Source organism: Empedobacter stercoris, from assembly GCF_020281205.1.
GTDB classification, from domain to species: Bacteria; Bacteroidota; Bacteroidia; order Flavobacteriales; family Weeksellaceae; genus Empedobacter; species Empedobacter stercoris.
Window position 1 is genome coordinate 1 of sequence record NZ_JACXZC010000004.1, and the last position, 23,061, is coordinate 23,061.

The following is a 23,061-nucleotide window of genomic DNA, read 5'->3' on the forward strand; positions in this document are numbered from 1 at the left end:
AAGATTGCAGCGGATAGCCCGACCGAGCGTAGGAATTTTTTACTATTTAATTATAATTTTGTTGGCGAGGGAACGCCCAGAAAATATTATATTTGAGTATATAAATTATTTTATGAAAGAAATTCTTTCGTTTAGAAAAGCAGTAAATGTAGATTTGGATAGAATTTGGGATATTCTACAACAGGCAATTCACAAAAGAAAAGAGGAGGGGAGTGAGCAATGGCAGAATGGCTATCCAAATAAAGAGGTGATTAAGGATGATTTGATCAATGGTTATGGATATGTTATTGTGGATGAACTCCATTTGATTATTGGGTATTTGGCTTTGATTGATCGTGAAGAGCCTGCTTATAATAATTTAGTAGGTAGTTGGTTAAGCGATAAACCTTATCTTGTTATTCATCGTTTGGCTATTGCACAAGATGTTTCGATAAAAGGAATTGGAACGTGGACTATGAAAGAAGTAGAACACATTGCTTTGCTCAAAGGCATTCATAGTATAAAGGTTGATACAAATTTTGATAATCTTTCGATGTTGAGAATTTTGGAAAAATTAGGTTATGAATATTGTGGAGAAGTGCATTACGATGGAGATCCAAGAAAAGCTTATGAGAAATTATTATAAAAATAAATCCGACTGAAATTTCAGTCGGATTTATAATAATTATACTAATCCAGCTCGCTTTAATAAAGCATCAGCTGTAGGTTTGTGTCCTCTAAATTCTTCGTATAATTTCATCGGTTCTACTGTGCCACCAGACGATAATAATTGATAGAATTTGCGTGCTGTTTCTTGGTTAAAAATTCCAGTTTCTTGGAAAAAGGCAAATGCATCAGCATCTAAAACTTCGGCCCATTTATAGGAATAATAACCAGACGAATAGCCTCCTTGGAAAATATGAGAAAAAGATGTACTCATTATATTTTTATCTACTTCTGGATATAATTCGGTTTGTTTGAATGTTGCTTTTTCAAATTGTTGTAAATCATTAATTTCTACTAAATCATTTGCGTGATAAGCCATATCCAATAATCCAAAACTCAATTGACGAACCGTTTGATAACCTTCCATAAAGGTAGAAGACTCACGCACTTTGTCTATTAATTCTTGTGGAATAATTTTACCTGTTTTATAATGTTTAGCAAATAACTTCAATGCTTCTGGTTCATAACAAAAGTTTTCATAAAATTGAGAAGGTAATTCTACAAAATCCCAATATACATTTGTTCCAGATAGACTTTCGTAAGTTGTGTTAGGTAACATTCCGTGTAATGCATGTCCAAATTCGTGGAACAATGTTGTTACTTCCTGAAATGTCAATAATGACGGTGTATCTTTTGTAGGTTTTGTAAAATTACATACTATTGATATGTGTGGTTGTTTCGAATTACCATGTACATTAGAAGCCTCTCTATAACTTGTCATCCAAGCTCCTGGGCGTTTTCCTGAACGAGGGAAGAAATCTGCATACAATAAACTCAAGAATTCCCCATTTTTATCTAAGACTTCGTAAGTCGTAACGTCCTCATTGTATTTATCTATAGTCTGAATTTCTTTGAACGTAATTCCATATAATTTTGTTGCAACATCAAAAGCACCTTGAATGACATTTTCTAATTGAAAATAAGGTTTCAATTCTTCATCAGAAAGGCTAAATTTTTTCTGTTTCAATTTCTCTGCATAATATCCATGATCCCAACGTTGTAAAGTTTCAATCCCGTCAACTTCTTTTGCAAAGGCAGCTAATTCTTTGATTTCTTTTTCTGCAAAGGGTTTTGCCTTCGTTAATAAATCATGTAAGAAATCTAAAACCGTTTCAGGTTTTTTAGCCATACGTTCTTCTAAAACATAATCAGCATGCGTTTTGTACCCTAATATTTTAGCGCGTTCTTGACGAAGTTTTACAATATTCTTGACATTTTTTTCGTTGTTGTATTCATTATTTTGATAGGCTTTTACACCATTTGCTCTAAATAATTTTTCTCTCAATTCACGATTTTCAGCATATTGCATAAACGGAATGTAACTTGGTGCGTGCAATGTAATTAACCACCCTTCGTATTTTTTTTGTTCAGCATCTGCTTTTGCTTGATCGATGACATATTGAGGTAAACCTTTCAAGTCATTTTCATCTGTGATTATCAATTCGTATGCATTGGTTTCTGCTAATACATTTTGCCCAAATTGTAACGAAAGCATGGCTAATTGTTTATCAATTTCGCGAAGTTTATTTTTATCTTCTTCGTTCAGGTTTGCTCCATTTCTCGAAAAACCTTTGTATTTTTTCTCCAATAAATAAGCTTGCTCTTCTGTTAGTTTTAGCGAATCTTTTTGATTATAAACAACTTTAATTCGTTCAAATAAATCTTGATTCAAGCGTACATCATTCCCAAATTCAGATAATAATGGCGAAACTTCTTGCGCAATTTGTTGAATTTCATCATTTGTTTCTGCTGAATTTAAATTGAAAAAGATTGAAGAAATTCGACCTAACTTTTCGCCCGAAAGTTCCATTGCCTCAATTGTATTTTCGAAAGTAGGAGCTTCTGGATTTGAAGTAATGGCATCAATTTCTGCTTTTGCTTCATCAATTGCCTGAATAAATGCAGGTTTGTAATCATCATTTTTGATTTTAGAAAAAGGAGCACTTTCAAAAGGTGTTTCAAATTTTTCTAATAGCGGATTCGTCATTTATAGTGTATTTTTAGTTTAAAATATAATTGTTTTAGCTCTTTCAAAATCTAATCCAAATGTAAAGAATCTGACAAATCGTCAAATTTAATGGGAGATTAATTTCGAGAAGAGTAAATTTGTTTTAAAAGTAATCAATTATGAGTGTAGCCTTATTATTTAATCAAAAACCAACAGAGGAATGGCAAAGAAATTTGCAGAAATTATTGCCAGAAACAAAAGTCGAAGTTTACCCAATTATTTCAAACCCTGAAGATGTAGAATTTATAGCGACTTGGAAACCGCACAAGGATTATATAAAAGAGTTTCCAAATTTGAAAGTTGTTCAATCTGTGGGAGCTGGTATTGATCATTTATTGCATACAGAAATTCCTGATTCTGTAAAGGTAACGCGCATCGTGGATTCAGCTTTGAAACAAGAGATGTTTGAGCATGTGTTGGCGTGTATAATGACATCAATGAAAAATCTATTGACGTATCATAAAAATCAGCTTCAACAGAAATGGATTCCAAAAAATTATACAAGTATTCATGAAACGACTATTACCATATTGGGATTAGGTGAGATAGGAAAACTGGTTGCAGAACGTTTTGTTGCCTTAGGTTTTCGCGTAAAAGGTTGGTCAAATTCTCAGAAGAATATAAATGGAGTAGAGACTTTTGTAGGTAAAGAAGGTTTGAATTCTGCTATTGCGAATACAGATTTTATAGTAAATATTTTACCGTTGACAACTGAGACAGAAAGTATTTTAAATTATAAGTTTTTTAATCAATGTTCTAAACAAACCGTTTTAATCAATGTTGGTCGAGGCGCTCATTTGGTCGAAAAGGATTTATTAATTGCTATTGATGAAAAGCAGATAAAAGAAGCCTATTTAGATGTATTCAGAGAAGAACCATTACCAGAAAATCACCCGTTTTGGTCGAATAAAAATATATACATAACGCCTCATATTGCGAGTGTTACTAATGCAACGACAGCTTTACAACAAGTAGCTACTAACTATAAGAAACTGAAAAATATGGAAACGTTAGAAAACGAAGTATCGTTGGATAAAGGCTATTAATTTCATCAAAATGACGTAATGTTTTGTTAAAAAGACGCTTTTAAGTTTTTACTTGTCAAAAAAATCTTTTAACATTGTAGTTGTAAAAATGACAATTCAAAAATGAGTGACTATATTCAACTTTATTCAATTGATAATATATTAAGAACTTACAAAGAAGAGGCAACTGATCGTCGGTTAGCAATATTTGATGTAGGTCCAGAAAATAACTATTATTTTGTAAAACGTAAACCCTATAAATTTACGTCACTTGGGTTGATTTTAATTACAGCAGGAACATGCGAAATCACGGTTAATTTAGAACCAACGTTGATTAAACGTGATGATATTATTGTAGTTTTACCAGGTCAGTTATTCGAAATTATAGAACATTCGGCTGATTTTGCAGTACAAGCGATCTTTATTGATTCGGATTTGATTATAGAAGCTGGATTCCATGTGAAATCACATAATCTGGTTGAATTTTTGTCGTCTAAGTATCCTAAAATAATTTCATTAGATAAAAAAATTGTACGTGATATGCGTTATAATTTGAATAAAATCAGTAAATACACGATAAAAAACGATAATATCTTCGCAAAAGATTTGGTTTTACATCATTTTTCTGTCCTAATGTATGAAATGGGAAATTATTATAACCAAGCAGTAACAGCTAAAAGCGCAACGAAAGAAGTCAGAAAAGAAGAGTTAGCAAAACAGTTTTTGTATCTGGTTTCGACGCATTTTCGACGTCAACGCAATGTACAGTTTTATGCAGATGAAATGTTTATCAGCCGAAAGCATTTGACTAAAATTATTGTCGAAGTCTTTAATAAATCCCCAAAACAAATTATTGCAGAAGCTATTATATTGGAAGCTAAAGTTTTATTGAAAAACCCAAAACATAGTGTTTCTGATGTTGTAACTGAATTGAACTTTATTGACACTTCGGTTTTTAGTAAATTTTTCAAAAATTATGCAGGCATTTCTCCTACAACTTTTATAGCTTCAACCTAATTATTGACGTAAATCAATACAATTTTAAAATCTTCTTAAAACGTCTTTTTGACATATTATTACGTTTATTGTGCTAACTGATTTCGTAAATTGGATAGACCTTTGTTGCTCAAATTTTGAATGATGCGTCTTTTTGTAGACGTTATTTTCTTAAAGTTTGATTGAAAAGAATTTTATGAAGGTAGATTTTACAAAAAAAATATTTGCACATATTTCAGCAATTGGAGGTTATGTGCCAGAAAATAAACGAACTAATTCTGATTTAGAAAAAATTACAGATACTTCTGATGAATGGATTGTAAAAAGAACAGGAATTAAAGAACGACGAATTTTAGAGGAAGGTTTAGCAACTTCTGATATGGCAGTTCGTGCGATTCATAACTTACTTGAAACTTACCAAAAAGACATCAAAGATGTTGATGCATTAATTGTCGCTACTTCTACACCTGATATGCTGATGCCTGCAACGGCAAATATCGTTTGCGAAAAATTAGCAATAGAGAATGTATGGGCATTTGACATGAATGCAGCTTGTTCTGGATTTTTATATGCGCTCGATATGGGTGCTTCGTTGATTGAAAGCAATCGTTACAAGAATGTCTTGGTGATTGGTGCAGACAAAATTAGTGCGTATGTAGACATCAAAGATCGTTCGACGAATATCTTATTTGGTGACGGTGCGGGTGTTGTTTGGCTTGAACCAACAAACGAAGAAGGAATTTTAGATGCCTTGTTGTTAAGCAACGGAACTGGAAAAGAATTCTTAAACATCGAAGGAGGAGGATCTTTATATCCTGCAAGTTCGCAGTTATTGGTAGATGAGAAGCGTTATATCAGACAAGATGGTAAAATTGTTTTCAAAAATGCCATTCAATCAATGAGCGATACCTGTATAAATGTGTTAAAACGAAATGATTTTTCGGTAGAAGATGTGAATTGGTTAGTTCCGCATCAAGCGAATAAACGAATTATTGACGCTGTAGGAAACGAAATTAATATTGAAGAGGGTAAAACGTTAATCAATATAGAAAACTACGGAAACACAATCGCAGCCACTATACCGTTATGTATTTGGGAAAATACATCAAAATTAAAGAAAGGAGATTTATTGATGTTGACAGCATTTGGAGCAGGTTTCTCTTGGGGAGCAAGCTTATTGCGCTGGACTATCTAATCGATAAAATTCATATATTTTTTGTTCTAAAAGAACGGCAATTTTTGTCGTTCTTTTTTTACTGTAATCCATCAAATTCTTCTCCACACTTTTTACATTTAAAAACATTTTTGTAGTAAATAGGGTACGCCCAAAAGAGGATAGAAGATAATAACGAAAGCAAACCTTTTCTTCCTTTCATTGATTTGAAATAACTATAATACGCTTTGCTACCACATTTCGGACAGACGATAATTTCATCTAAATCATTCGTATAATCAGTTGCGTTAATCTCATCCAAAACCTTCATAGCACGGGCAGTGTCTTCTTCTTTTATCTTCACTTTTACGCCACCTATTGCATTAGACAAGAACTGATTTATTCCAACCGAATGTTCATCAAAAACAAATGCATCTATATTTTCACTTTCCAATTTCGAACGTAAAATATGCGCTTCAATCGGAGTTTCAAATGTTTTTAATGTAATTAGTTCCATAATAATTGTGTTAAATATTCAATTCGTATCGTTTATAAAATTAGTTCTTTTTAACTTAATGTTCTAATATTTTTAGAAGATGAAGACTATTATTCAATATTTATTTTTAATCGTATTACTGATGAACACAGCAAATGCACAAAACCTAAAACAAGTTGTTTACAAAGATGGTATGCAAAAACTAAATGGTTTAGTCACGGAAAATGAGACGAATAAATTGCCAGGAGTTTTGATTCTTCCTGCTTGGAAAGGTGCAGATAATGAAGCAAAACAAGCTGCATTAGACTTGTCAAAAGAGGGATATATAGCATTTATTGCAGACATTTATGGCGAAGGTAATTATCCAACTAACAATGCAGAGGCAGCTAAAATTGCAGGGAAATATAAGACAGATTATAGCGCGTATCAAAAACGAATTGAATTAGCTTTACAACAGTTAATTGAAGCGGGTGCCGATCCAAACAAAATTGCAGTAATTGGTTATTGTTTTGGTGGTACAGGTGCTTTAGAAGCAGCGCGTGCTCAGTTACCGGTGCTTGGTGTAGTTTCTATTCATGGAGGATTGGCAAAAGATACAGTTCGAGAAAATCTACCATTAAAAACAAAAATTTTAATAGAGCATCCAGCAGAAGACGAATCGGTAAAACAAGAAGATATATCGAATTTGATAATCGAAATGAATGCAGGAAATACAGATTGGCAAATGATTACCTATGCCAATTCCAAACATACCTTTACAAACCCAGAATCACCAGATTATAATAAACAAATGGCAATCAGAGCGTGGCAACACACTTTGTTGTTTTTGAAAGAGCTTTTGAAATAGAATACAAAATAAGTGTAATGTAAATTAAAGAATTATTTAATGAAAGTTTATAAAGCAAATAGAAAAGGATTTATTAATTATTTATTAGTAGGGTCAGTTTTATTTCCAATAATTATCTTTTTGATAAACTCTACAATCTTTATGGAAGAGCCACTTATTTTAATCCCTTTATTCCTCCCTTTAATTTTTATATTTTGGATTTATTTTAACACATCATATAGAATAGAGAATAAAGAGTTGTTTTACTGTTCTGGATTTCTAAAAGGAAAAATTGAAATTTTAAGTATTAAAGAAATTAAAAATGGTAAAACGATGTGGAGTGGAATAAAACCTGCTTTATCAACAAAAGGTATTATTATAAAATACAATATGTATGATGAAATATATTTGGCACCAGAAAATAATAATGAACTTATTTCAGATCTGTTGAAAATTAATCAAGATATTATCATTACACAATAAACAATTCTATCATCTCATACCAAAAAGCAGCGGTAAAGAACCCAACAATAATACTAATTCCAATAATCAAATTGGTTAATTTAGTGTTGAGTTTAAACTGCTCTGCAATGATACTCGAGGTTACTAAAGTTGGCATTGCAGCCTCGAAAATAGAGATTTTTGCTACATCACCTTTTATACCAATTACAAGGGCTAAAAGCATCACAACGGCAGGTGCAATCATCAGTTTGTAGACCATCGACATCGAGATTTGAGACCATAACTTTCTCCAACCATTAAATTTTAATTGTAATCCAACCGAAAATAAAGCTAAAGGACCAACTGTTGCAGCCAATTTATCAAAGAAAGGTTCGGTTGGAGATAAGTCGACAAATTGTGACAAAATCAATGCACTGATACAACCCAAAAAAGGAGGGAAGGTAAACAATCGTTTCAAAATAAAGGAAGAACTAATTGTTCCAGAACCGTTACTACCACCTTTTAAGGCTGATACAATTCCGATTGTAGACAAACACAAAAACATCGTTTGATCGCAAATAATCGCAATACTCAAATATTGTTCACCATAAAATGCCGAAATCAATGGAAAACCGATGAATGAAGTATTGCTATAACCACTCGCCAACTCTAACGAACGTTGCGAACGTTCAGAATACCCTTTTGCTTTGCTGTAGAACTTCATATAAAACAAACTTCCTACCGCAATTACAACTGTAGAAAGAATAGGGAAAAGCATTTCTTGCGACCATTCTACCTTCGGCAAATATTTAAACGAAACCGCCGGTAAAGCCAAATATAATATCCATGTGTTAATCCCTTTATGTGCATCGGGATGAATAGATTTGGTGGCTTTAAAAACCATTCCAGCGATTATACAAACTGCAATTAAAATAAAATTGGTCATTTTCGTGAAAATTAGAGTGCAAATTTACAATTGGAATTAAAAAACATTTTTCTAATTCGATGTTTATTTTTTATAAAATGTCTTGATTAGATATATTTAATTTATTGTATTTAAAAATGGCTTTGTTGAATTTTAAATCATTCACTAAACGACTATTTTATTCTCATCATCGTGACCAAAGATGTAGCTGCATGTGTTTCTTTCCCAGTTTCTTCGTTTACAACATATACCTCTGTTCGTATGGTACTTATCTTTTTTCCACCTTTTATCACATACGCTTTCGACAATAAATAATCGCCCAATGCTGGTCTCAAATAATTTACCTTTAGTTCTACGGTTACCACATAACAATCATCCTCATAATGCGAAACAGCTGCATACCCAGAAGAAACATCAACCAAAGAAGCAATCATTGCACCATTAAACATCCCATGTTTACGCGTCATCATCTCTTGTTTCGGTATCTTGATAGAAACATAATCAGTTTCACATTCAATCAATAAAGCGTTATAGAATTTTAATGTTTCCGAACGATTAAAACTTGCTTCTATTAACTTTCTTTTTTCTGGTGTCATAAAAAATATACTTTCAACAAATATAGAGATTTGTCAAAAGCAAATTAACGTTAAACTCTTATGTTACTTAAGTTTTCTTCTCTGATAATTTTGTCCTTCTAAGCGTTTAGAATAGTCCAAACAGCTTTTAATAGAAAGCACCTTATTTTAAAATCGCCAATAGTAGAGTCAAACTATAAAGATTTAGCACTTAAAATTCTATTCTCTATCTACATTTCTTTTTTTAATGCGATTTTGAAATGAGATCAAAAATGACGTTTTTTTTTCAAGCAATAGAAGTATATAACTAACTTTATATAGAAAATTTTACAAAAGTTTCACATAAAATTAACTGTTTACCGAAAAATGTTTTATAAATTTGGGTAATAAAGTATTTAAAAAATGAAATTAACACCTTTACATATGTCGATTTGCAAACAGGTTTGGACTATCCAAACGTGGGAATATCATGTATGCTAAAAAGAAAGATTTTATTTTTTACTATACTTTATAATTCCCTGTCGAACTTCGATGGGGATTTTTTTTAAAATTAAACTAAAACAACAATTACCCCTATAAAATTAAATAACAATGCAAAGTTTACAACAATTAACACTTCCAGTTTGGCCCTTAGAGGACAACACAATCTTAAACAATGTTTCGGTAACATTTCAATTATTTGGACTACCATTAGGTACAGCTCCTATTATTTTGATTAACCATTCCTTGCACGGAGATTCAGATTGTACCTATCATTGGGATGGTGTAATGGGAAAAAACAAAGCAATTGATTTGAATGAATATACGGTAATTAGTATTGATATTCCTGGAAATGGCATTTCCGAAACCATTAAATACGACTATATTCCGCGCGATCACATTACAGCACGAGATGTGGCAGTGTTGTTTTGGTTAACGTTATTTGAATTGGAAGTACAGGAAATTTTTGCCATTATTGGTGCAGATTTAGGTGGAGGAATAGCATGGGAAATGGCGTGTCTGTTTCCAAATAAGGTGTTGAACATCATTCCGATTGCAGCAAGTCCTAAGACAACAGATTGGTTAGAAAAAGAACCCACTGCAAAAAGTGAGTACCTAAAATCTATTTTCTATTCGATAGATATTTCACGTAACAGAGGAGATATTTTGGAAGTTTCTCAATACATCAAATCGAAAATACATGTCATTTATGTAAAAGAAGGTAACCTTTTTAATAAAGCAGAACTAAAACGATATTATGCTAAACTGCAAGAGTTTAATAAACATGTACAGTTTCATGAAATACAACAAATAGAAGACAACGAATTATTAAAACACAACATCGACAAAGTCGAAAAAATAGTAGACGGTATCCTCGAAAAAGAATACATTAATAATGTCGCATAAACCAAAAAGCTCCTGTGAAGGAGCTTTTTATATTTCATATTACGTATTTAAAATTAAAAGTAGCATCATTTAAAAATGAAATGATGAGTAAATGATTTAATAAGTAGTTTATTTAATGATTTGTATCTTTTTTAAAAGTGTTTCAATTTCAGAATTTGTATATTTATCAATAGGATCAACCATTTCATTATCTTCTTTATGGTGATATTCACCAGCATCAAATGCATTATAACAATCCCAAGAAATATCAGGAAAAGCATAGTTATTAAAAAATAATTCATTTGTAATCCAATATCCATAAATTTTACAAATCATTTCGTTAGCATCGTAATAGTCTATATCTTTATTCCAATATTTAATTGCAATTAAAATAGATAACTTTTCAATTAACTCACTTGGGAATTCTGTAGGATGATTTAAAATAATATCTAATTCTTTATCGGAATTTAATAATTCTAAAAAGATAAGTTCTGTCTCAATATTTGTGTGTTTCATAATATAAAGCATGTATATATTATAGTGAATTATAAGTTATTTTAATGCAAGATATTCAAATACATCAAAAAACCAATATACTTTCTTCTACCTCAAAACTACAATCCTACAATTTTTCTTCGACAATTGTTCGGGAAAAGGTGCTTTTTTCCTATGGTTTGTCGAACAATCCTCGAAGCATCCTCGAACGAAAGTCGAACAAAACCAAAATCGACCAAAAATACATTTCCTCTCTATATGTGATGAAAAAAGGGTTTGCAAGGAATTAGAAATTGCTCAAAATGGTTATTGTATAAAAAGTCGATGGACAAATGTGGACAAAACAGGACAAATTCGGACATCAAAATGTGTTTTTGTAAATCCTATCTAATCTAATGTTAACTTTAAGATTATTAATTTTAAAAATGTAATATTATGGCCGAAATTAAAAAAGAAATTTTAGGTGGTTTCTCTGGAAAAGTAGGAACCGTAGTAGGTGCAAACTGGCGTGGAAAGGATATTATCCGTAGTTTTCCAAAGTCAAATAATAAAGCACCTACTGATTTGCAATTGTTGCAACGATAAAAGTTTAAGAAAGCTGTCAAATTTTTGCAGCCAATTCGTATTCTTCTTAACGAATATTTTGGGAACAAAACTGGTGTACATTCTCGCTATAACTTGGCGGTGTCTTATACCATAAGCAATGCCTTGGACGTGGTAGATGACTTAGCTGTTATCGTAATGGAGCGCATATTGGTATCAAAGGGCGATCTGGTTGGTTTTTTGCGACCTACTTTAGTGCCTTCTGCTGTTGATAGTTTTGAATTGCAATGGGAAGATAATTCGGGGCAAGGAAATGCAAAAGGTACGGATATCGTAAATGTTGTTTGTTACTGTGAAGAACTGGATATATTTGAAGTTTATCATAGTATAGAATCTCGTGGAGGTTCGAGTGCTAATATTCAATTACCTACAAATTTTAATGGTAAAAAGGTTAATTTTTGGACGTTCCTAAACAATCAGCTAAAGGGAATGTCGAGTACAAGTATTTATCTTGGAGAACATACGGTAGAATACGTGCTGTTTAGATTTTTTGACAGGCTGAGAATAGCAATAAGAAACGTTATTTTGAGCGAAGTTGTGTAAGAAAATTGTATCGTGAAAAAGGTTTTTGACATAAAAATTTATTTTCGATACAATTTTATTTTTACACTAAATCGAATGTTACTCGAACAGATGAATTCTTGTTTATTATGTTCTCTTGATTTTTTTATCTCTCGATGTAGATATAATTTTTTGTATTAAACATTTGGAATTTAGGTGATTATGTTGTAAGTTGGTACTTTATATTAATTTTAATATTAGATGGATGATCACCTATTTTTACAAAAAAATGGAGAGGCATTTAAGGAAATGAAACTTCTACTACTGGAATTACAAAGAACTCTTCTATTGTTAAGAGAAAATCAAAAATTCTATGATAACGCAGATCTAAAACGTTTACTTAACGTGAGTGATATAACATTGTATCGTATGAGGAAAATGAACAAAATTCCTTATTTTAAAGTCGGGAATAAGTATTATTATCCAATGCAATTCTTTAAACAAAAAGCTCTTAATTAGGAGCTTTTTTTGTAAGAGATGTGGTTGGGTGTAAATTATTATAATAGTGTTTAATTATCATAAATTATACAATAAATTTTGTAAAAACTTATTGTATAATCTTTTCTGTTAAATTAGTTGTGTGATATGAATATATTGAAATTAAGTGTCTTATACTACATTCTTATAGATTTTTCTAAAAATATGTTATGAATAAAAGTTTTACCTATTATTTGACGATACTTGTAATTAAATTAAAAGGAATTAAGAATACCTTTTCAGTATCTCCTATTGATTATTTGAGATTAAGAAAAAATGACGTTTATTCACCTAATAGTAGATTTTATAAGACGGATAAAATTTCAACTTTTTCGGTATTAGATACAAAAGTCACTCAAATAGAAAAAAGAAATAAAACGGATAAGTTGTTGATTTATCTTCATGGAGGTGCATTTGTGTCAGGACCTATGCAACATCATTGGGACACGATAGAATCAATCTCTAAAAAAACAAATGTTAATATTTGGATGTGTATATATCCAAAAGCACCTGAAAATAAAATAGATGAAATATCCATAAATATTGATAAAATTTACCAAAAAGCATTAATTAGCTATAAAAGCATGAATATTATATTAATGGGTGATTCGGTAGGTGCCACTTTAGTATTATCGCTTACACAAAGGTTAGTTGTAAACGATAGAAAGCTTCCTTCTAAATTGATTCTTATTTCGCCTGTTTTGGATGCTACGCTAAAAAATAAAAAAATAAATGAGGTTGATAAAAAAGATATCATGTTATCTAAAGTAGGAGTTTTGAGTGCTAAAAGTATGTGTTCGGATAATTTGAATGATGTTAGAATTTCGCCAATAAATGGAGCTTTTAGACTTTTCCCAAAAACATATTTATACATAGCTGAAAATGATATAACTTATCCAGATCAACTTATTTTTTTATCAGAATTGAACAAAGAAAAAGTAGCTCACGAAATAATAATAGGAAAAGAGATGCCGCATATTTGGCCCTTACTACCCGTTATGAAAGAAGCTAAGGTTGATCTTAATCAACTAATTTGTCATATAAATGAAGTGTGTTAGAATATTATTCATAACTAAATAGAGCTCATAAATACTAGCTTTAGTTGTAGAGTATATTTGTATTTTTCTTCATTTCCTTTTACTATAAACGAGGAGGTTTCCATTGAGATAAATTACCTTTGCAAAAATATCCGTTATGCTTTCTGCGATCAAGAAAAAACTAAATTCAGATCCCGTTTATAATCTTCAGTTTATCTTAATGTGTTTGAGTTCGTTGCTATTTGCGGCGAGTTTTAATATGATGATTCCAGAGCTCCCTGCTTATTTGAGTAGTTTGGGAGGAGCAGAATACAAGGGGTTTATTATTGCTTTGTTTACTTTAACCGCAGGAATTTCGAGACCTTTTAGTGGGAAATTAACCGACAAAGTTGGTCGTGTTCCCATTATGGCAGTCGGTTCGTTTGTCTGTTTTTTGTGTGGAATATTATATCCTATTTTGACAACTGTTTCGGGCTTTTTGTTCTTGCGATTGGTGCATGGTTTTTCGACAGGTTTTAAACCCACTGCAACAGCAGCCTATATTGCAGATATTATTCCGCGCGAACGTTGGGGCGAAGCTTTGGGATTGCATGGGATTTGTTTCAGTATCGGAATGGCAATTGGACCAGCTTTAGGAAGTACGATTACATTATATTCTTCGATTAATGTTATGTTTTTTACTTCTTCTTTTTTTGCATTATTATCGATATTGATTTTATTCAACATGAAAGAAACGTTGCAAAATAAACAAAAATTTTCGTTTGGATTATTGAAAATTTCACGATATGAAGTTGTAGCAAAAGAGGCACTTCCAGCAGCATTGATTACATTTTTATCTTATATTGCTTATGGCTCTATATTAACATTAATTCCAGATTGGACCGAACATTTAGGTTTTCAAAATAAAGGTGTTTTCTTTATTGTTTTTACCATTTCTTCGATGTTAGTACGTTTCTTTGCAGGAAAGATATCAGACCAAAAAGGACGTGTTTTGGTTATAAAATTAGGTTTAGTATTGCTCATTATGGCATTGGTTATTTTGGCTTCAGTAGATGCTAAAATAGGTTTAATTTTGGGTGGATTGATGTATGGAATTTCGACCGGAATTCTTTCTCCAGCGCTTAATGCATGGACGATAGATTTTAGTAAACCCGAAGAACGTGGCAAGGCAATGGCAACTATGTACATTGCGATGGAAGCGGGGATAGGGTTTGGAGCATTGTGTGCAGGATGGTATTTTCAGGATTATATTGCCCGTATTCCGATGGTGATTTATGTTTCGGCAGCGATTTGTTTTTTGGGAACAATATATATGTTAAAGTTTAAAAATACGCCACAAACCATTTAATAAAATAGAATGAAGACAGCATTATACGAATTTATAGCACAGCAGATTGAGGAAAAAATAAACTATCTGAATGGTTTGATTGAGGATTTGCGCATATCGAACAACGATACCAAAAGTAGTATGGGCGATAAATACGAAACATCGCGCGAAATGATGCAACAAGAAATTACACGTATTCAGAATCAGTTGAATGAAGTCTTGATTCAACAAGAGGTTTTTTCTACTTTAAAAGTGATTGAGAATACAACCATTTCTCGAGGCAGTTATGTAGAAACAACAATGGGTAATTTTTGTATTTCGGTTAGTTTTGGCGAAATTGTTTTTGAGAATAAAAAGATATTTGTGTTGTCAACCCATACACCTTTGGCTAAAATATTAGTTGGTAAATCCGAAAATGATACGTTCGAGATGAATGGCAGATTGTTTAAGATTACGAAAGTGGAGTAGCAATTCTGATGAATAAATAGTTTGAAAAGCGACCAAGTTGGTCGCTTTTTTTGTTTTTTTTAGGGATTGGAACAGTTACGCCTACTGCAAAATTGGATGTACAAGGTAATGCACGTATTGCAATTATGGAAAATGCTTCAGCGACATCTAAACCTGTGTATTGGAATCAGACTACAAAAACTTTAGAAGCCTTTAATGGTACAGTTAAACCTTTTACTACTTATAAATATACTATTAGCTTAAAAGATTCGGACTGGATTAGTGATCTTAATCTTAATATTTCTACTACGGATTATACAGTTATTGTAACTTCAGCACAATTTAGATTATTAAATGATGCACAAAGTTCAAGTAAAGCAATGGGGGGAGTTAGTTTAAACAATCAATCAATTAATACTGTTTCAAGTGCTTTTAATGATGCTGGATCTGCTAAAACAGAACTTGGTAAATTAACAGTTGCTGATAAAGATGTACATACTTTCCAAAAAGATGGAACATGGAGAATTTATGCAGATTATAAAGACGCAGCACCTGTTTCGAAAACTACCTACGAATGGGGTTTTGATATATTGGTTATTAACAACTCTATGGTTAAAGTAGGAACTGCACAAACTGGAGCTATCATATCAGGTGGATTTTTAAATATTCCAAAACCATCTGATTTGTAAACTAATAGGTAATTTTATAGTTCTAAAAATATCTCAATCCATAGGTTGAGATATTTTGTTTTATGCAAGTTGTAAATTCTATTATTGATACGTTTCACATTTTCGATAGGCTAATATTTTATCAATTCGGTTGCCATCTTTGTCTACAATCTCGAGTGTTAAATCATCTACTTCTACTTTATCTCCTACATTTGGAATGGTTTCGTATTTATCTAAAAAGATTCCGGCAACAGTTACATAGCGGTTTTCAATTTCTTCGTCTATATCAATTTCAAAGAATTTTTCGAATTCATAAATCGAAAATTGTCCATCAATTAGCCATGTGCCATCTTCGCGCTCTACGATTTCATAATCTTCGTTTTGGCTTTCTGGCGTATCTCCAACCAACTCATCTAAAATATCATTTATAGTAACTATTCCTGCAGTCGTACCATATTCATCTAAAATAATTGCAAAATGTGCTTGCGAGTTCTGTAACATTTCCAATAAAGGATAACTAAACGAATTTTCGTTGACAAATATAGGCTTGTGTATGTATTTTTTTAGGGTAAAATCTTCTTTACTTACGCCAAACATATCCTTTAATTTTAAGATACCAACGATTTCGTCTAAGTTATTATTCTTGGTAACAGGATAAGCAGAATATTTGTTTTTCTTGACTTTAGCACGTGCTTTTTCGTAATCGTCTGAAATGTCCAATGAGGCAATTTCCGAACGATGTGTAGCCAATGTGTTCACGCGTCGATCTCCCAATTCGAATACACGTTCTAAGATTTCGTGTTCTTTTTCCTGTATTTCACCACCTTCTGTACTTTCTTTGATAATGCTTTTAATTTCTTCTTCTGTCACCACTTCACTACCATCATCTTTAATACCGAAGAGTTTCAAGAAAAAATCATTTGTAGCCGTAAGTAACCAAACAAAAGGTGAGGTGATAGCAGATAACCATTTCATTGGTTTAGAAACGATGGTTGAAACGGTTTCGGGAAACTTCATTCCCAATCGTTTTGGTAATAATTCGCCAAAGACAATCGAAAAATAGGTAATAATTACCACCATAATAATTGGAGAAAGAGTTTTGGCATAGGGTGCAAGAAAGGTAATATTCGTTAGAAAACTCGTTAAATCTGCCGTTAATTTGTCACCAGAAAAAACCCCTAATAATATACCGATTAAGGTAATTCCGATTTGTACAGTCGAAAGAAATTTGTTTGGATTTTCAGCCAATTCCAAAGCAGTTTTTGCACCAGAACTTCCTTTCTTCATTTGATTTTCTAACTTAAATTTTCTTGATGAAACAAGAGCCATTTCTGACATTGAAAAAATTCCGTTCAATAAAATCAATACAATTATTATAATAATCTCCACTTTTATTTTATAATTTTGATAAAAATAAACCAAAAACCAATACCGATCATAATGTCTCAATTTAATATTTTAAAATTCTCTTATTTAATTTTACTTGTATTCTTGTTGAATGTAGGCTGTGCGTTTGGAAACAACGAACAAAATTCCATAGAAAATGATACGATAACTCCAACTTTTACAACAGCTGATTTAATTGGAAAAGGGAATCCAACGATGGTTGGAAAAGGATATAAACTGTTGCCAGAAGTTGCAGAGCAGTTTGAATTGATGAAGGCTGATGCCTTGAAAGCTGGCTTTAAAATACACGTGATTTCGAGTTACAGAAATTATACGTACCAAAATGGCATTTGGGAACGAAAATATCGAGCCAATCAAGCCAAAAAAATTGGAGCAAAACAAAATATCGAAAAAATCATCGAGTATTCAACTATTCCTGGTACATCTCGTCACCATTGGGGAACTGATTTGGATATAATTGATGGAACACGTGGAATTCCCGCTGATCCATTGAATGAAAAGCATTTTAACGAAGGAGGATCAATGCGAAAATTTAAACTTTGGTTGGATGAAAATGCTTCTAAATATGGTTTTTATTTGGTCTATACAAATGAAGCATCACGAAAAGGTTTTAAGTATGAACCTTGGCATTTTACGTATAAATCTATTTCAGAACCCATGTTACAAGCGTATAAAAAACTTGATATCAAGAAGATTTTACAAGAAAATAAATTGTTAGGAAGCGAGAATTTTACAGATGATTTTATTGAAAAATATCGAACAGAAAATATACTTGATATAAATCCTGTTATAAAATAGTTAAAGCTCCTTTTTGGAGCTTTTTTTGTGGTATCTTTAGGTAAAATAAAACGGTTTAGTTTGATGAGGTTATTATTTTTTATAGCATTGTTTTTTAGCACGAATCTGATGATTTTTGCAAAAGGCTTTGTTGTGAAAGATTTTGACGGTGATGGAAAGTTTGATAAAGTATCCATTAATTTCGAAACGAAACGAATAGAATTTATTTTATCTAGTTCTGATTATGAGAAACAATGCAGTTTAACGTTTGTTGAATTGGACCCAAATGCGAGAATTGAAGAAACAAAAAAAGGGTTTAAAATGACAAATACGATTGGGAATGCGACTTTTGTGTCTTATTTCCGTTATAATCGTCAGTCAAGAAGAATAGAATTGGCAGCAATAAAGCGTACGGTTGTTTGTGCTGATTTGACAAAAGAAAATGGTGAAACATTTTTCTTGGTTTCGACAAAAGAACTTGTAGCAAAATGGAATAGTGTAGACTCTGTTTCAAGTAAAGTAATCACTCTACCTACGCTAAAAACTAAAATTGATTTAGAATCTATAAGTTTGAACAATTTTAATGATTCGTTTTTAAATAAATTTAATCAACTAAGTGTAGTGTTTTATCATTCTAAAATAGCGAAACTGAACTAATTATTGCGATTAATCAATCGTTCTAAACGTTAAATTAATTCGAGGAGTATGTACTTTTTTTGTAGGCGGTAAGCGATGTAACCAATAATCTTGCGTTTCATCTTTCATAATTAATAAACTTCCACTTACAAGCTGTAGAGCAATTACTTTTTTGGTTGCTTTATGTTTGAAAGCAAATTTTCTTTCTGCACCAAAACTTAAAGACGCAATAGCGGCATACTGTTTCAATTGTTTTTCGTCATCACTGTGCCAAGCCATTCCCTCAGATCCATCGTGATACAAATTGACTAAACACGAATTATAAGTTTCACCAGTTTTATGTTCAACCAATTTCTTTAACTCGAGTAAAGTAGTAATCCAAGGTAATGCAATTTTAGTGATTTTAGAATAGGTGTAAGTAAAAGGAAAGTCACCATACCATGCTATTTTACGTTTTGTTTCAATCAGTTTTCCGTAAATAATTGCTTGGTCATTTTTCCATTCAATTTCATGAAGTAATTTGTTGTAATAAAGATCCGCTTGTTCATCAGTCATAATTTGACCAAAATAATTTACTGTACCATCTTGTGGCAATAAATTCTCTTCAGCAGTATATAAGTCATTGAATAAGTTCACAAGCGAAAACAAATGTTTAAAAATATTTATTTGATAATAATTGGAAATTTTTAAAAAATATATTTTTATAAAAGTTAAATTTTGGTTAAATATGAGAAATTTTTATGTTAAACATCCGATTTTTGTTTGTGTAATTAGCTTTATTTTAGTGTTCATAGCTGGATATTTAAAAAAGTTAAAAGTAGATATAGCAGATTTGTTAATACAAGTTACCTATACCTTAGCCGTAATTTCTTTAATCTATGCATTAATTCGTATAAATGTATCTCGAAAAAAATATTCTGATTTAGCGAATTAATGAATCTGATTAAGCTAAAAAAGCAACGATTATTTCGTTGCTTTTTCACTTAAATACTGTTCAAATTTTAGTCCTTTAATGTTGTAAGGATCAAATCCTTTGTACAAATCGTGTAATAATTGCTTTACTTGAAAATAAGTAAACAATGTAGAATATGAAGCCTGTTCATGATAGACAGGTATTTCTACTAAAAATAGAAATCGATCATATTTCGAAATTTGAACAGTATTCCCATCTCGATTAATCAAACCAATAAAACTTCCGTCATAATCTGGTAGGTTATGAAAAATCTCGATAGCTTGAGACAAGCTACCATCCAAAGGTAATTCAGTCTCGACTTGTAAGTCGTCAGCGTAATTTTCAAAGAATATTTTCACCATGCAAAAGTAAGAAATTTTGATCTATTTTCTGGAATTCCTTTTTTTTCGAAGCAGAATGTTTAAATTAGCATTCAAATTATGGAAAAAATGAGTTACGACATTATAGTTATTGGAAGTGGTCCTGGTGGATACGTAGCAGCAATTAGAGCAGCACAATTAGGTAAAAAAGTAGCAATCGTAGAAAAAGCGGAATTAGGTGGAATTTGCCTTAATTGGGGATGTATTCCTACAAAAGCATTATTAAAATCTGCACAAGTTTTTAAATACTTGAACCATGCAGAAGATTTCGGAATTAACTTGCCTTCAGATATATCATTCGAATTTGGAAATGTAGTTGCTCGTAGTAGAGGAGTTGCAGATCGTATGAGTAAAGGAGTTCAATTCTTAATGAAAAAGAACAAAATTGAAGTGATTCAAGGTGAAGCAAAAGTTTTACCTGGTAAAAAAGTAAAAGTTACTGCTGCAGATGGATCTGTTAGTGAATTATCTTCAGAAAATATAATTATTGCAACTGGAGCACGTTCTCGTGAATTACCTGCTTTGCCACAAGATGGTAAAAAAGTTATTGGTTACCGCGGTGCTTTAGCAATGGAAAAACAGCCAAAATCTATGATTGTAGTAGGTTCTGGTGCAATTGGCGTTGAGTTTGCTCATTTCTACAATACATTAGGAACAGAGGTAACAATTGTAGAATATTTACCAAGAATTGTTCCTGTTGAAGACGAAGATATTTCAAAACAATTGCAATTGTCTTTGAAAAAATCTGGAATTAAAATTTTAACCAATGCAGAAGTTACAGGTGTTGATACATCTGGCGATTTAGTAAAAGCGACTGTTAAAACCTCAAAAGGAGAAGAAGTTCTTGAAGCAGAAGTTGTTTTATCTGCAGCTGGTGTTGTTCCAAATACAGAAAGTATTGGTTTAGAAGAAGTAGGGATCGCTACAGAAAGAGGTAAAATTGTAATTAACGATTTTTGTGAAACTTCTGTGAAAGGATACTACGCAATTGGTGATGTTGTAAAAGGAGCAGATTTAGCACACTTAGCATCAGCACAAGGAATTTTATGTGTGGAGCATATTGCAGGTGAAAAAGTAGAACCTATTGATTACGGAAATATCCCAGGTTGTACATATTGTTCACCAGAAATTGCATCTGTTGGTTTGACAGAAGCAAAAGCAATTGAGGCAGGTTACGAAGTTAAAGTTGGTAAATTTCCATTCTCAGCAAATGGAAAAGCTGTAGCAAATGGTGCTGCTGATGGTTTTGTAAAAGTTGTTTTTGATGCGAAATATGGAGAATGGTTAGGTTGTCATATGATTGGTGATGGTGTTACGGAAATGATTGCAGAAGCAGTTGTTGCACGTAAATTAGAAACAACAGCACACGAGATTATGAAATCTGTACATGCTCACCCTACAATGGCAGAAGCTATAATGGAAGCTGTTGAAGATGCTTATGGACATGCAATTCATATCTAAAACGAAAAATAATAATATAAGTTAAAAAGCAGCTATAAAGCTGCTTTTTTTATTATTACTAAATTGTTAATTTATTATAGATTGAGATTAATTTACTTTTTTTAAGTACCTTTGCGTTAAAATAATTTAAAATTAATAAATATGAAAAAATTCTATTCTTTGGTAGCAGTTGCTGCATTATCTACCTTATCTTACGCTCAAGTTAACGCTATACCAGGAGCTGATTTTGAAGATTGGACTGAGTTTACAAGTGGAGTAAATTCATATGGTTTACAATCTTATGCTGTTCAAGGAGTTGGTAAAGGGGTAGATGGATCTAATTCTTTAAATATTACTACAAATACTAGTAAAAATGATTATGTTTTTACTTCAAGATTAGGAAATACTGTTTCTGCACAACCTAAAGAAATTACGTTTTGGGTGAAAGGGACAGCTGGAAAATCATTGTCATTGAATGTTTATAAAAGTGGATCGGGTTATTATGCGTATAATGTAGGAGATTTAACTTCGGATTTAAAAGTTGTTTCTTCTGCAAATAATCAATATGGTGGTTTAATTGATACAAATGGAAATTGGGTTAAAGTAACATTAGATTTAACGGATAAAACAGATTTAAATATTGCTGATATAGAGAAAGACTTTTTTTCTTTAAAAATAGGTAAAGAAGTTGATTATGCTCTTGATATAGACAATATCCAATTATGGGATGTTAATATGAATGTTTATGATTTAATTTCAACGAAAGCAGTTTCTAATACTTTATGGACAAATACAGCTTCTTTTAATGTAAAAGAAAAATCGGTTGTAGAAGTTTACAACATGAACGGACAATTAGTAAAATCTTTTGAAGTGAAAGGAGTTCAAACAGTTGATGTATCTTCTTTAGCAAAAGGAATTTACATTGTTAAAACAACTTCTAATGGGAAAACAGCTACTCAAAAAGTAGTTAAAAAATAAGAATTCATATTCTTTAATTAATAAAAAAAGGGATTCAGTACTTCACTGAATCCCTTTTTATTTTATTCCTCTATTTTCTGAATTTTAAAACCTGCATCGGTTACAGCTTCCACAATTTCTTCTTCGTCCTCAGTTGTATTTACAGTTAACACTTTTCTTTCGTCAGTCGTATCGACCTTCCAGTTATTTTCTCCAACAGCTTCATCTAAAAAAGGTTTCACAGATTTGATACAACTGTCACAATTTATATTTGTTTTGAATTTTATTTCGTTCATAATTTTACAATTTAAATTCAAATTTATAAAGATTTCATAAGATTAAAAAAACGTTCAAGTAATATTTGATTTGGATATTTAAATAA

General features: G+C 31.5%; 27 protein-coding genes and 1 pseudogene. 19 read left to right on the forward strand and 9 right to left on the reverse strand.

Features of this window, described 5'->3' with window-relative positions; all coding sequences use genetic code 11:
* Positions 1-112: 112 nt before the first annotated feature.
* Positions 113-625 (forward strand): GNAT family N-acetyltransferase, encoded by a 513-nt coding sequence (locus IF125_RS02880; RefSeq protein WP_225541444.1) that lies wholly within the window; start codon positions 113-115, stop codon positions 623-625.
* Between the two features lie 39 nt (positions 626-664).
* Here IF125_RS02880 and IF125_RS02885 read toward each other — a convergent pair whose 3' ends face one another.
* The gene (locus IF125_RS02885) at positions 665-2,692 is read right to left on the reverse strand and encodes a M3 family metallopeptidase (protein ID WP_225541445.1); all 2,028 of its coding nucleotides are present in this window, start codon (positions 2,690-2,692) and stop codon (positions 665-667) included.
* A gap of 140 nt (positions 2,693-2,832) precedes the next feature.
* Between IF125_RS02885 and IF125_RS02890 the strand changes: the two genes are divergently transcribed.
* The 3 genes from IF125_RS02890 to IF125_RS02900 all read left to right on the forward strand — a co-directional run bounded on the left by IF125_RS02890 (position 2,833) and on the right by IF125_RS02900 (position 5,929).
* Positions 2,833-3,759, forward strand: a complete 927-nt coding sequence (locus IF125_RS02890; RefSeq protein ID WP_225541446.1) for a 2-hydroxyacid dehydrogenase — start codon at positions 2,833-2,835, stop codon at positions 3,757-3,759.
* Positions 3,760-3,861: 102 nt separating this feature from the next.
* Positions 3,862-4,755 carry a helix-turn-helix domain-containing protein gene (locus tag IF125_RS02895; RefSeq protein ID WP_225541447.1) on the forward strand — a complete coding sequence of 298 codons (894 nt, stop codon included), beginning with the start codon at positions 3,862-3,864 and terminating at the stop codon, positions 4,753-4,755.
* 175 nt (positions 4,756-4,930) lie between these two features.
* Complete coding sequence (locus IF125_RS02900; protein ID WP_225541448.1) at positions 4,931-5,929, forward strand: beta-ketoacyl-ACP synthase III; 999 nt, start codon at positions 4,931-4,933, stop codon at positions 5,927-5,929.
* A gap of 58 nt (positions 5,930-5,987) precedes the next feature.
* Here IF125_RS02900 and IF125_RS02905 read toward each other — a convergent pair whose 3' ends face one another.
* Positions 5,988-6,404 (reverse strand): putative signal transducing protein, encoded by a 417-nt coding sequence (locus tag IF125_RS02905; protein ID WP_225541449.1) that lies wholly within the window; start codon positions 6,402-6,404, stop codon positions 5,988-5,990.
* Between the two features lie 79 nt (positions 6,405-6,483).
* Here IF125_RS02905 and IF125_RS02910 point away from each other — a divergent pair, with 79 nt between their 5' ends.
* Entirely contained in the window at positions 6,484-7,230 is a 747-nt protein-coding gene (locus tag IF125_RS02910) for a dienelactone hydrolase family protein (protein WP_225541450.1), read from the forward strand.
* Positions 7,231-7,269: 39 nt separating this feature from the next.
* Positions 7,270-7,692 carry a PH domain-containing protein gene (locus IF125_RS02915; protein ID WP_225541451.1) on the forward strand — a complete coding sequence of 141 codons (423 nt, stop codon included), beginning with the start codon at positions 7,270-7,272 and terminating at the stop codon, positions 7,690-7,692.
* Here the strand turns inward: IF125_RS02915 and IF125_RS02920 are convergent.
* Together IF125_RS02920 and IF125_RS02925 are read right to left on the reverse strand one after the other, a co-directional pair.
* Positions 7,682-8,596 carry an AEC family transporter gene (locus tag IF125_RS02920; RefSeq protein WP_225541452.1) on the reverse strand — a complete coding sequence of 305 codons (915 nt, stop codon included), beginning with the start codon at positions 8,594-8,596 and terminating at the stop codon, positions 7,682-7,684. The two genes, IF125_RS02915 and IF125_RS02920, sit on opposite strands and share 11 nt — an antisense overlap.
* A 152-nt stretch (positions 8,597-8,748) precedes the next feature.
* The gene (locus tag IF125_RS02925) at positions 8,749-9,171 is read right to left on the reverse strand and encodes a PaaI family thioesterase (protein WP_171623939.1); all 423 of its coding nucleotides are present in this window, start codon (positions 9,169-9,171) and stop codon (positions 8,749-8,751) included.
* A 570-nt stretch (positions 9,172-9,741) separates the two neighbouring features.
* Here IF125_RS02925 and IF125_RS02930 point away from each other — a divergent pair.
* Positions 9,742-10,536 (forward strand): alpha/beta fold hydrolase, encoded by a 795-nt coding sequence (locus IF125_RS02930; RefSeq protein ID WP_171623938.1) that lies wholly within the window; start codon positions 9,742-9,744, stop codon positions 10,534-10,536.
* 108 nt (positions 10,537-10,644) lie between these two features.
* On the opposite strand, the gene IF125_RS02935 is transcribed toward IF125_RS02930, so the two are convergent.
* Positions 10,645-11,031, reverse strand: coding sequence for a hypothetical protein (locus IF125_RS02935; protein ID WP_188319903.1), 387 nt, complete (start codon positions 11,029-11,031; stop codon positions 10,645-10,647).
* Between the two features lie 414 nt (positions 11,032-11,445).
* Here IF125_RS02935 and IF125_RS02940 point away from each other — a divergent pair, with 414 nt between their 5' ends.
* The 7 genes and pseudogenes from IF125_RS02940 to IF125_RS02970 all read left to right on the forward strand — a co-directional run bounded on the left by IF125_RS02940 (position 11,446) and on the right by IF125_RS02970 (position 16,151).
* Positions 11,446-11,595: a hypothetical protein gene (locus tag IF125_RS02940; protein ID WP_225541453.1), complete on the forward strand. Its 150-nt coding sequence runs from the start codon at positions 11,446-11,448 to the stop codon at positions 11,593-11,595.
* A gap of 12 nt (positions 11,596-11,607) precedes the next feature.
* Positions 11,608-12,156 (forward strand): annotated as a pseudogene (locus IF125_RS02945) (DUF6266 family protein); the annotation flags it as partial.
* 267 nt (positions 12,157-12,423) lie between these two features.
* On the forward strand, positions 12,424-12,633 hold the full coding sequence (locus IF125_RS02950; RefSeq protein ID WP_225541549.1) for a helix-turn-helix domain-containing protein: 210 nt from the start codon (positions 12,424-12,426) through the stop codon (positions 12,631-12,633).
* A gap of 188 nt (positions 12,634-12,821) precedes the next feature.
* Positions 12,822-13,709, forward strand: coding sequence for an alpha/beta hydrolase (locus tag IF125_RS02955; RefSeq protein ID WP_225541455.1), 888 nt, complete (start codon positions 12,822-12,824; stop codon positions 13,707-13,709).
* A 136-nt stretch (positions 13,710-13,845) separates the two neighbouring features.
* Positions 13,846-15,036 carry an MFS transporter gene (locus IF125_RS02960; RefSeq protein ID WP_225541456.1) on the forward strand — a complete coding sequence of 397 codons (1,191 nt, stop codon included), beginning with the start codon at positions 13,846-13,848 and terminating at the stop codon, positions 15,034-15,036.
* A 9-nt stretch (positions 15,037-15,045) separates the two neighbouring features.
* The gene (locus IF125_RS02965) at positions 15,046-15,483 is read left to right on the forward strand and encodes a hypothetical protein (protein ID WP_225541457.1); all 438 of its coding nucleotides are present in this window, start codon (positions 15,046-15,048) and stop codon (positions 15,481-15,483) included.
* A gap of 50 nt (positions 15,484-15,533) precedes the next feature.
* Positions 15,534-16,151, forward strand: coding sequence for a hypothetical protein (locus IF125_RS02970; protein ID WP_225541458.1), 618 nt, complete (start codon positions 15,534-15,536; stop codon positions 16,149-16,151).
* 81 nt (positions 16,152-16,232) lie between these two features.
* Here IF125_RS02970 and IF125_RS02975 read toward each other — a convergent pair whose 3' ends face one another.
* Entirely contained in the window at positions 16,233-17,519 is a 1,287-nt protein-coding gene (locus IF125_RS02975; RefSeq protein ID WP_225541459.1) for a hemolysin family protein, read from the reverse strand.
* Between the two features lie 51 nt (positions 17,520-17,570).
* On the opposite strand from IF125_RS02975, the gene IF125_RS02980 reads away from it, so the two are divergent.
* Both IF125_RS02980 and IF125_RS02985 read left to right on the forward strand, forming a co-directional pair.
* Positions 17,571-18,335, forward strand: a complete 765-nt coding sequence (locus IF125_RS02980) for a M15 family metallopeptidase (RefSeq protein WP_225541460.1) — start codon at positions 17,571-17,573, stop codon at positions 18,333-18,335.
* A 63-nt stretch (positions 18,336-18,398) separates the two neighbouring features.
* Positions 18,399-18,971 (forward strand): hypothetical protein, encoded by a 573-nt coding sequence (locus IF125_RS02985; RefSeq protein ID WP_225541461.1) that lies wholly within the window; start codon positions 18,399-18,401, stop codon positions 18,969-18,971.
* A 9-nt stretch (positions 18,972-18,980) separates the two neighbouring features.
* Here IF125_RS02985 and IF125_RS02990 read toward each other — a convergent pair whose 3' ends face one another.
* Positions 18,981-19,586, reverse strand: a complete 606-nt coding sequence (locus tag IF125_RS02990) for an alpha-ketoglutarate-dependent dioxygenase AlkB family protein (RefSeq protein ID WP_188319908.1) — start codon at positions 19,584-19,586, stop codon at positions 18,981-18,983.
* A gap of 91 nt (positions 19,587-19,677) precedes the next feature.
* On the opposite strand from IF125_RS02990, the gene IF125_RS02995 reads away from it, so the two are divergent.
* Complete coding sequence (locus IF125_RS02995) at positions 19,678-19,884, forward strand: hypothetical protein (RefSeq protein ID WP_188319909.1); 207 nt, start codon at positions 19,678-19,680, stop codon at positions 19,882-19,884.
* 29 nt (positions 19,885-19,913) lie between these two features.
* Here the strand turns inward: IF125_RS02995 and IF125_RS03000 are convergent, their stop codons facing one another.
* Complete coding sequence (locus tag IF125_RS03000) at positions 19,914-20,264, reverse strand: hypothetical protein (protein ID WP_225541462.1); 351 nt, start codon at positions 20,262-20,264, stop codon at positions 19,914-19,916.
* 87 nt (positions 20,265-20,351) lie between these two features.
* Between IF125_RS03000 and lpdA the strand changes: the two genes are divergently transcribed.
* Positions 20,352-21,743, forward strand: a complete 1,392-nt coding sequence (lpdA, locus tag IF125_RS03005; protein WP_225541463.1) for a dihydrolipoyl dehydrogenase — start codon at positions 20,352-20,354, stop codon at positions 21,741-21,743.
* A 141-nt stretch (positions 21,744-21,884) separates the two neighbouring features.
* Complete coding sequence (locus IF125_RS03010; protein ID WP_225541464.1) at positions 21,885-22,700, forward strand: T9SS type A sorting domain-containing protein; 816 nt, start codon at positions 21,885-21,887, stop codon at positions 22,698-22,700.
* Positions 22,701-22,762: 62 nt separating this feature from the next.
* On the opposite strand, the gene IF125_RS03015 is transcribed toward IF125_RS03010, so the two are convergent.
* Positions 22,763-22,975 (reverse strand): heavy-metal-associated domain-containing protein, encoded by a 213-nt coding sequence (locus tag IF125_RS03015; RefSeq protein WP_225541465.1) that lies wholly within the window; start codon positions 22,973-22,975, stop codon positions 22,763-22,765.
* Positions 22,976-23,061 lie beyond the last annotated feature (86 nt).

Excerpts from the sequence above, each read along its gene's own strand:
- IF125_RS02880 (WP_225541444.1), top strand. The coding sequence starts at position 113 with ATGAAAGAAATTCTTTCGTTTAGAAAAGCAGTAAATGTAGATTTGGAT.
- IF125_RS02885 (WP_225541445.1), bottom strand. The coding sequence starts at position 2,692 with ATGACGAATCCGCTATTAGAAAAATTTGAAACACCTTTTGAAAGTGCT.
- IF125_RS02890 (WP_225541446.1), top strand. The coding sequence starts at position 2,833 with ATGAGTGTAGCCTTATTATTTAATCAAAAACCAACAGAGGAATGGCAA.
- IF125_RS02895 (WP_225541447.1), top strand. The coding sequence starts at position 3,862 with ATGAGTGACTATATTCAACTTTATTCAATTGATAATATATTAAGAACT.
- IF125_RS02900 (WP_225541448.1), top strand. The coding sequence starts at position 4,931 with ATGAAGGTAGATTTTACAAAAAAAATATTTGCACATATTTCAGCAATT.
- IF125_RS02905 (WP_225541449.1), bottom strand. The coding sequence starts at position 6,404 with ATGGAACTAATTACATTAAAAACATTTGAAACTCCGATTGAAGCGCAT.
- IF125_RS02910 (WP_225541450.1), top strand. The coding sequence starts at position 6,484 with ATGAAGACTATTATTCAATATTTATTTTTAATCGTATTACTGATGAAC.
- IF125_RS02915 (WP_225541451.1), top strand. The coding sequence starts at position 7,270 with ATGAAAGTTTATAAAGCAAATAGAAAAGGATTTATTAATTATTTATTA.
- IF125_RS02920 (WP_225541452.1), bottom strand. The coding sequence starts at position 8,596 with ATGACCAATTTTATTTTAATTGCAGTTTGTATAATCGCTGGAATGGTT.
- IF125_RS02925 (WP_171623939.1), bottom strand. The coding sequence starts at position 9,171 with ATGACACCAGAAAAAAGAAAGTTAATAGAAGCAAGTTTTAATCGTTCG.
- IF125_RS02930 (WP_171623938.1), top strand. The coding sequence starts at position 9,742 with ATGCAAAGTTTACAACAATTAACACTTCCAGTTTGGCCCTTAGAGGAC.
- IF125_RS02935 (WP_188319903.1), bottom strand. The coding sequence starts at position 11,031 with ATGAAACACACAAATATTGAGACAGAACTTATCTTTTTAGAATTATTA.
- IF125_RS02940 (WP_225541453.1), top strand. The coding sequence starts at position 11,446 with ATGGCCGAAATTAAAAAAGAAATTTTAGGTGGTTTCTCTGGAAAAGTA.
- IF125_RS02950 (WP_225541549.1), top strand. The coding sequence starts at position 12,424 with ATGAAACTTCTACTACTGGAATTACAAAGAACTCTTCTATTGTTAAGA.
- IF125_RS02955 (WP_225541455.1), top strand. The coding sequence starts at position 12,822 with ATGAATAAAAGTTTTACCTATTATTTGACGATACTTGTAATTAAATTA.
- IF125_RS02960 (WP_225541456.1), top strand. The coding sequence starts at position 13,846 with ATGCTTTCTGCGATCAAGAAAAAACTAAATTCAGATCCCGTTTATAAT.
- IF125_RS02965 (WP_225541457.1), top strand. The coding sequence starts at position 15,046 with ATGAAGACAGCATTATACGAATTTATAGCACAGCAGATTGAGGAAAAA.
- IF125_RS02980 (WP_225541460.1), top strand. The coding sequence starts at position 17,571 with ATGTCTCAATTTAATATTTTAAAATTCTCTTATTTAATTTTACTTGTA.
- IF125_RS02985 (WP_225541461.1), top strand. The coding sequence starts at position 18,399 with ATGAGGTTATTATTTTTTATAGCATTGTTTTTTAGCACGAATCTGATG.
- IF125_RS02995 (WP_188319909.1), top strand. The coding sequence starts at position 19,678 with ATGAGAAATTTTTATGTTAAACATCCGATTTTTGTTTGTGTAATTAGC.
- IF125_RS03000 (WP_225541462.1), bottom strand. The coding sequence starts at position 20,264 with ATGGTGAAAATATTCTTTGAAAATTACGCTGACGACTTACAAGTCGAG.
- lpdA (WP_225541463.1), top strand. The coding sequence starts at position 20,352 with ATGAGTTACGACATTATAGTTATTGGAAGTGGTCCTGGTGGATACGTA.
- IF125_RS03010 (WP_225541464.1), top strand. The coding sequence starts at position 21,885 with ATGAAAAAATTCTATTCTTTGGTAGCAGTTGCTGCATTATCTACCTTA.
- IF125_RS03015 (WP_225541465.1), bottom strand. The coding sequence starts at position 22,975 with ATGAACGAAATAAAATTCAAAACAAATATAAATTGTGACAGTTGTATC.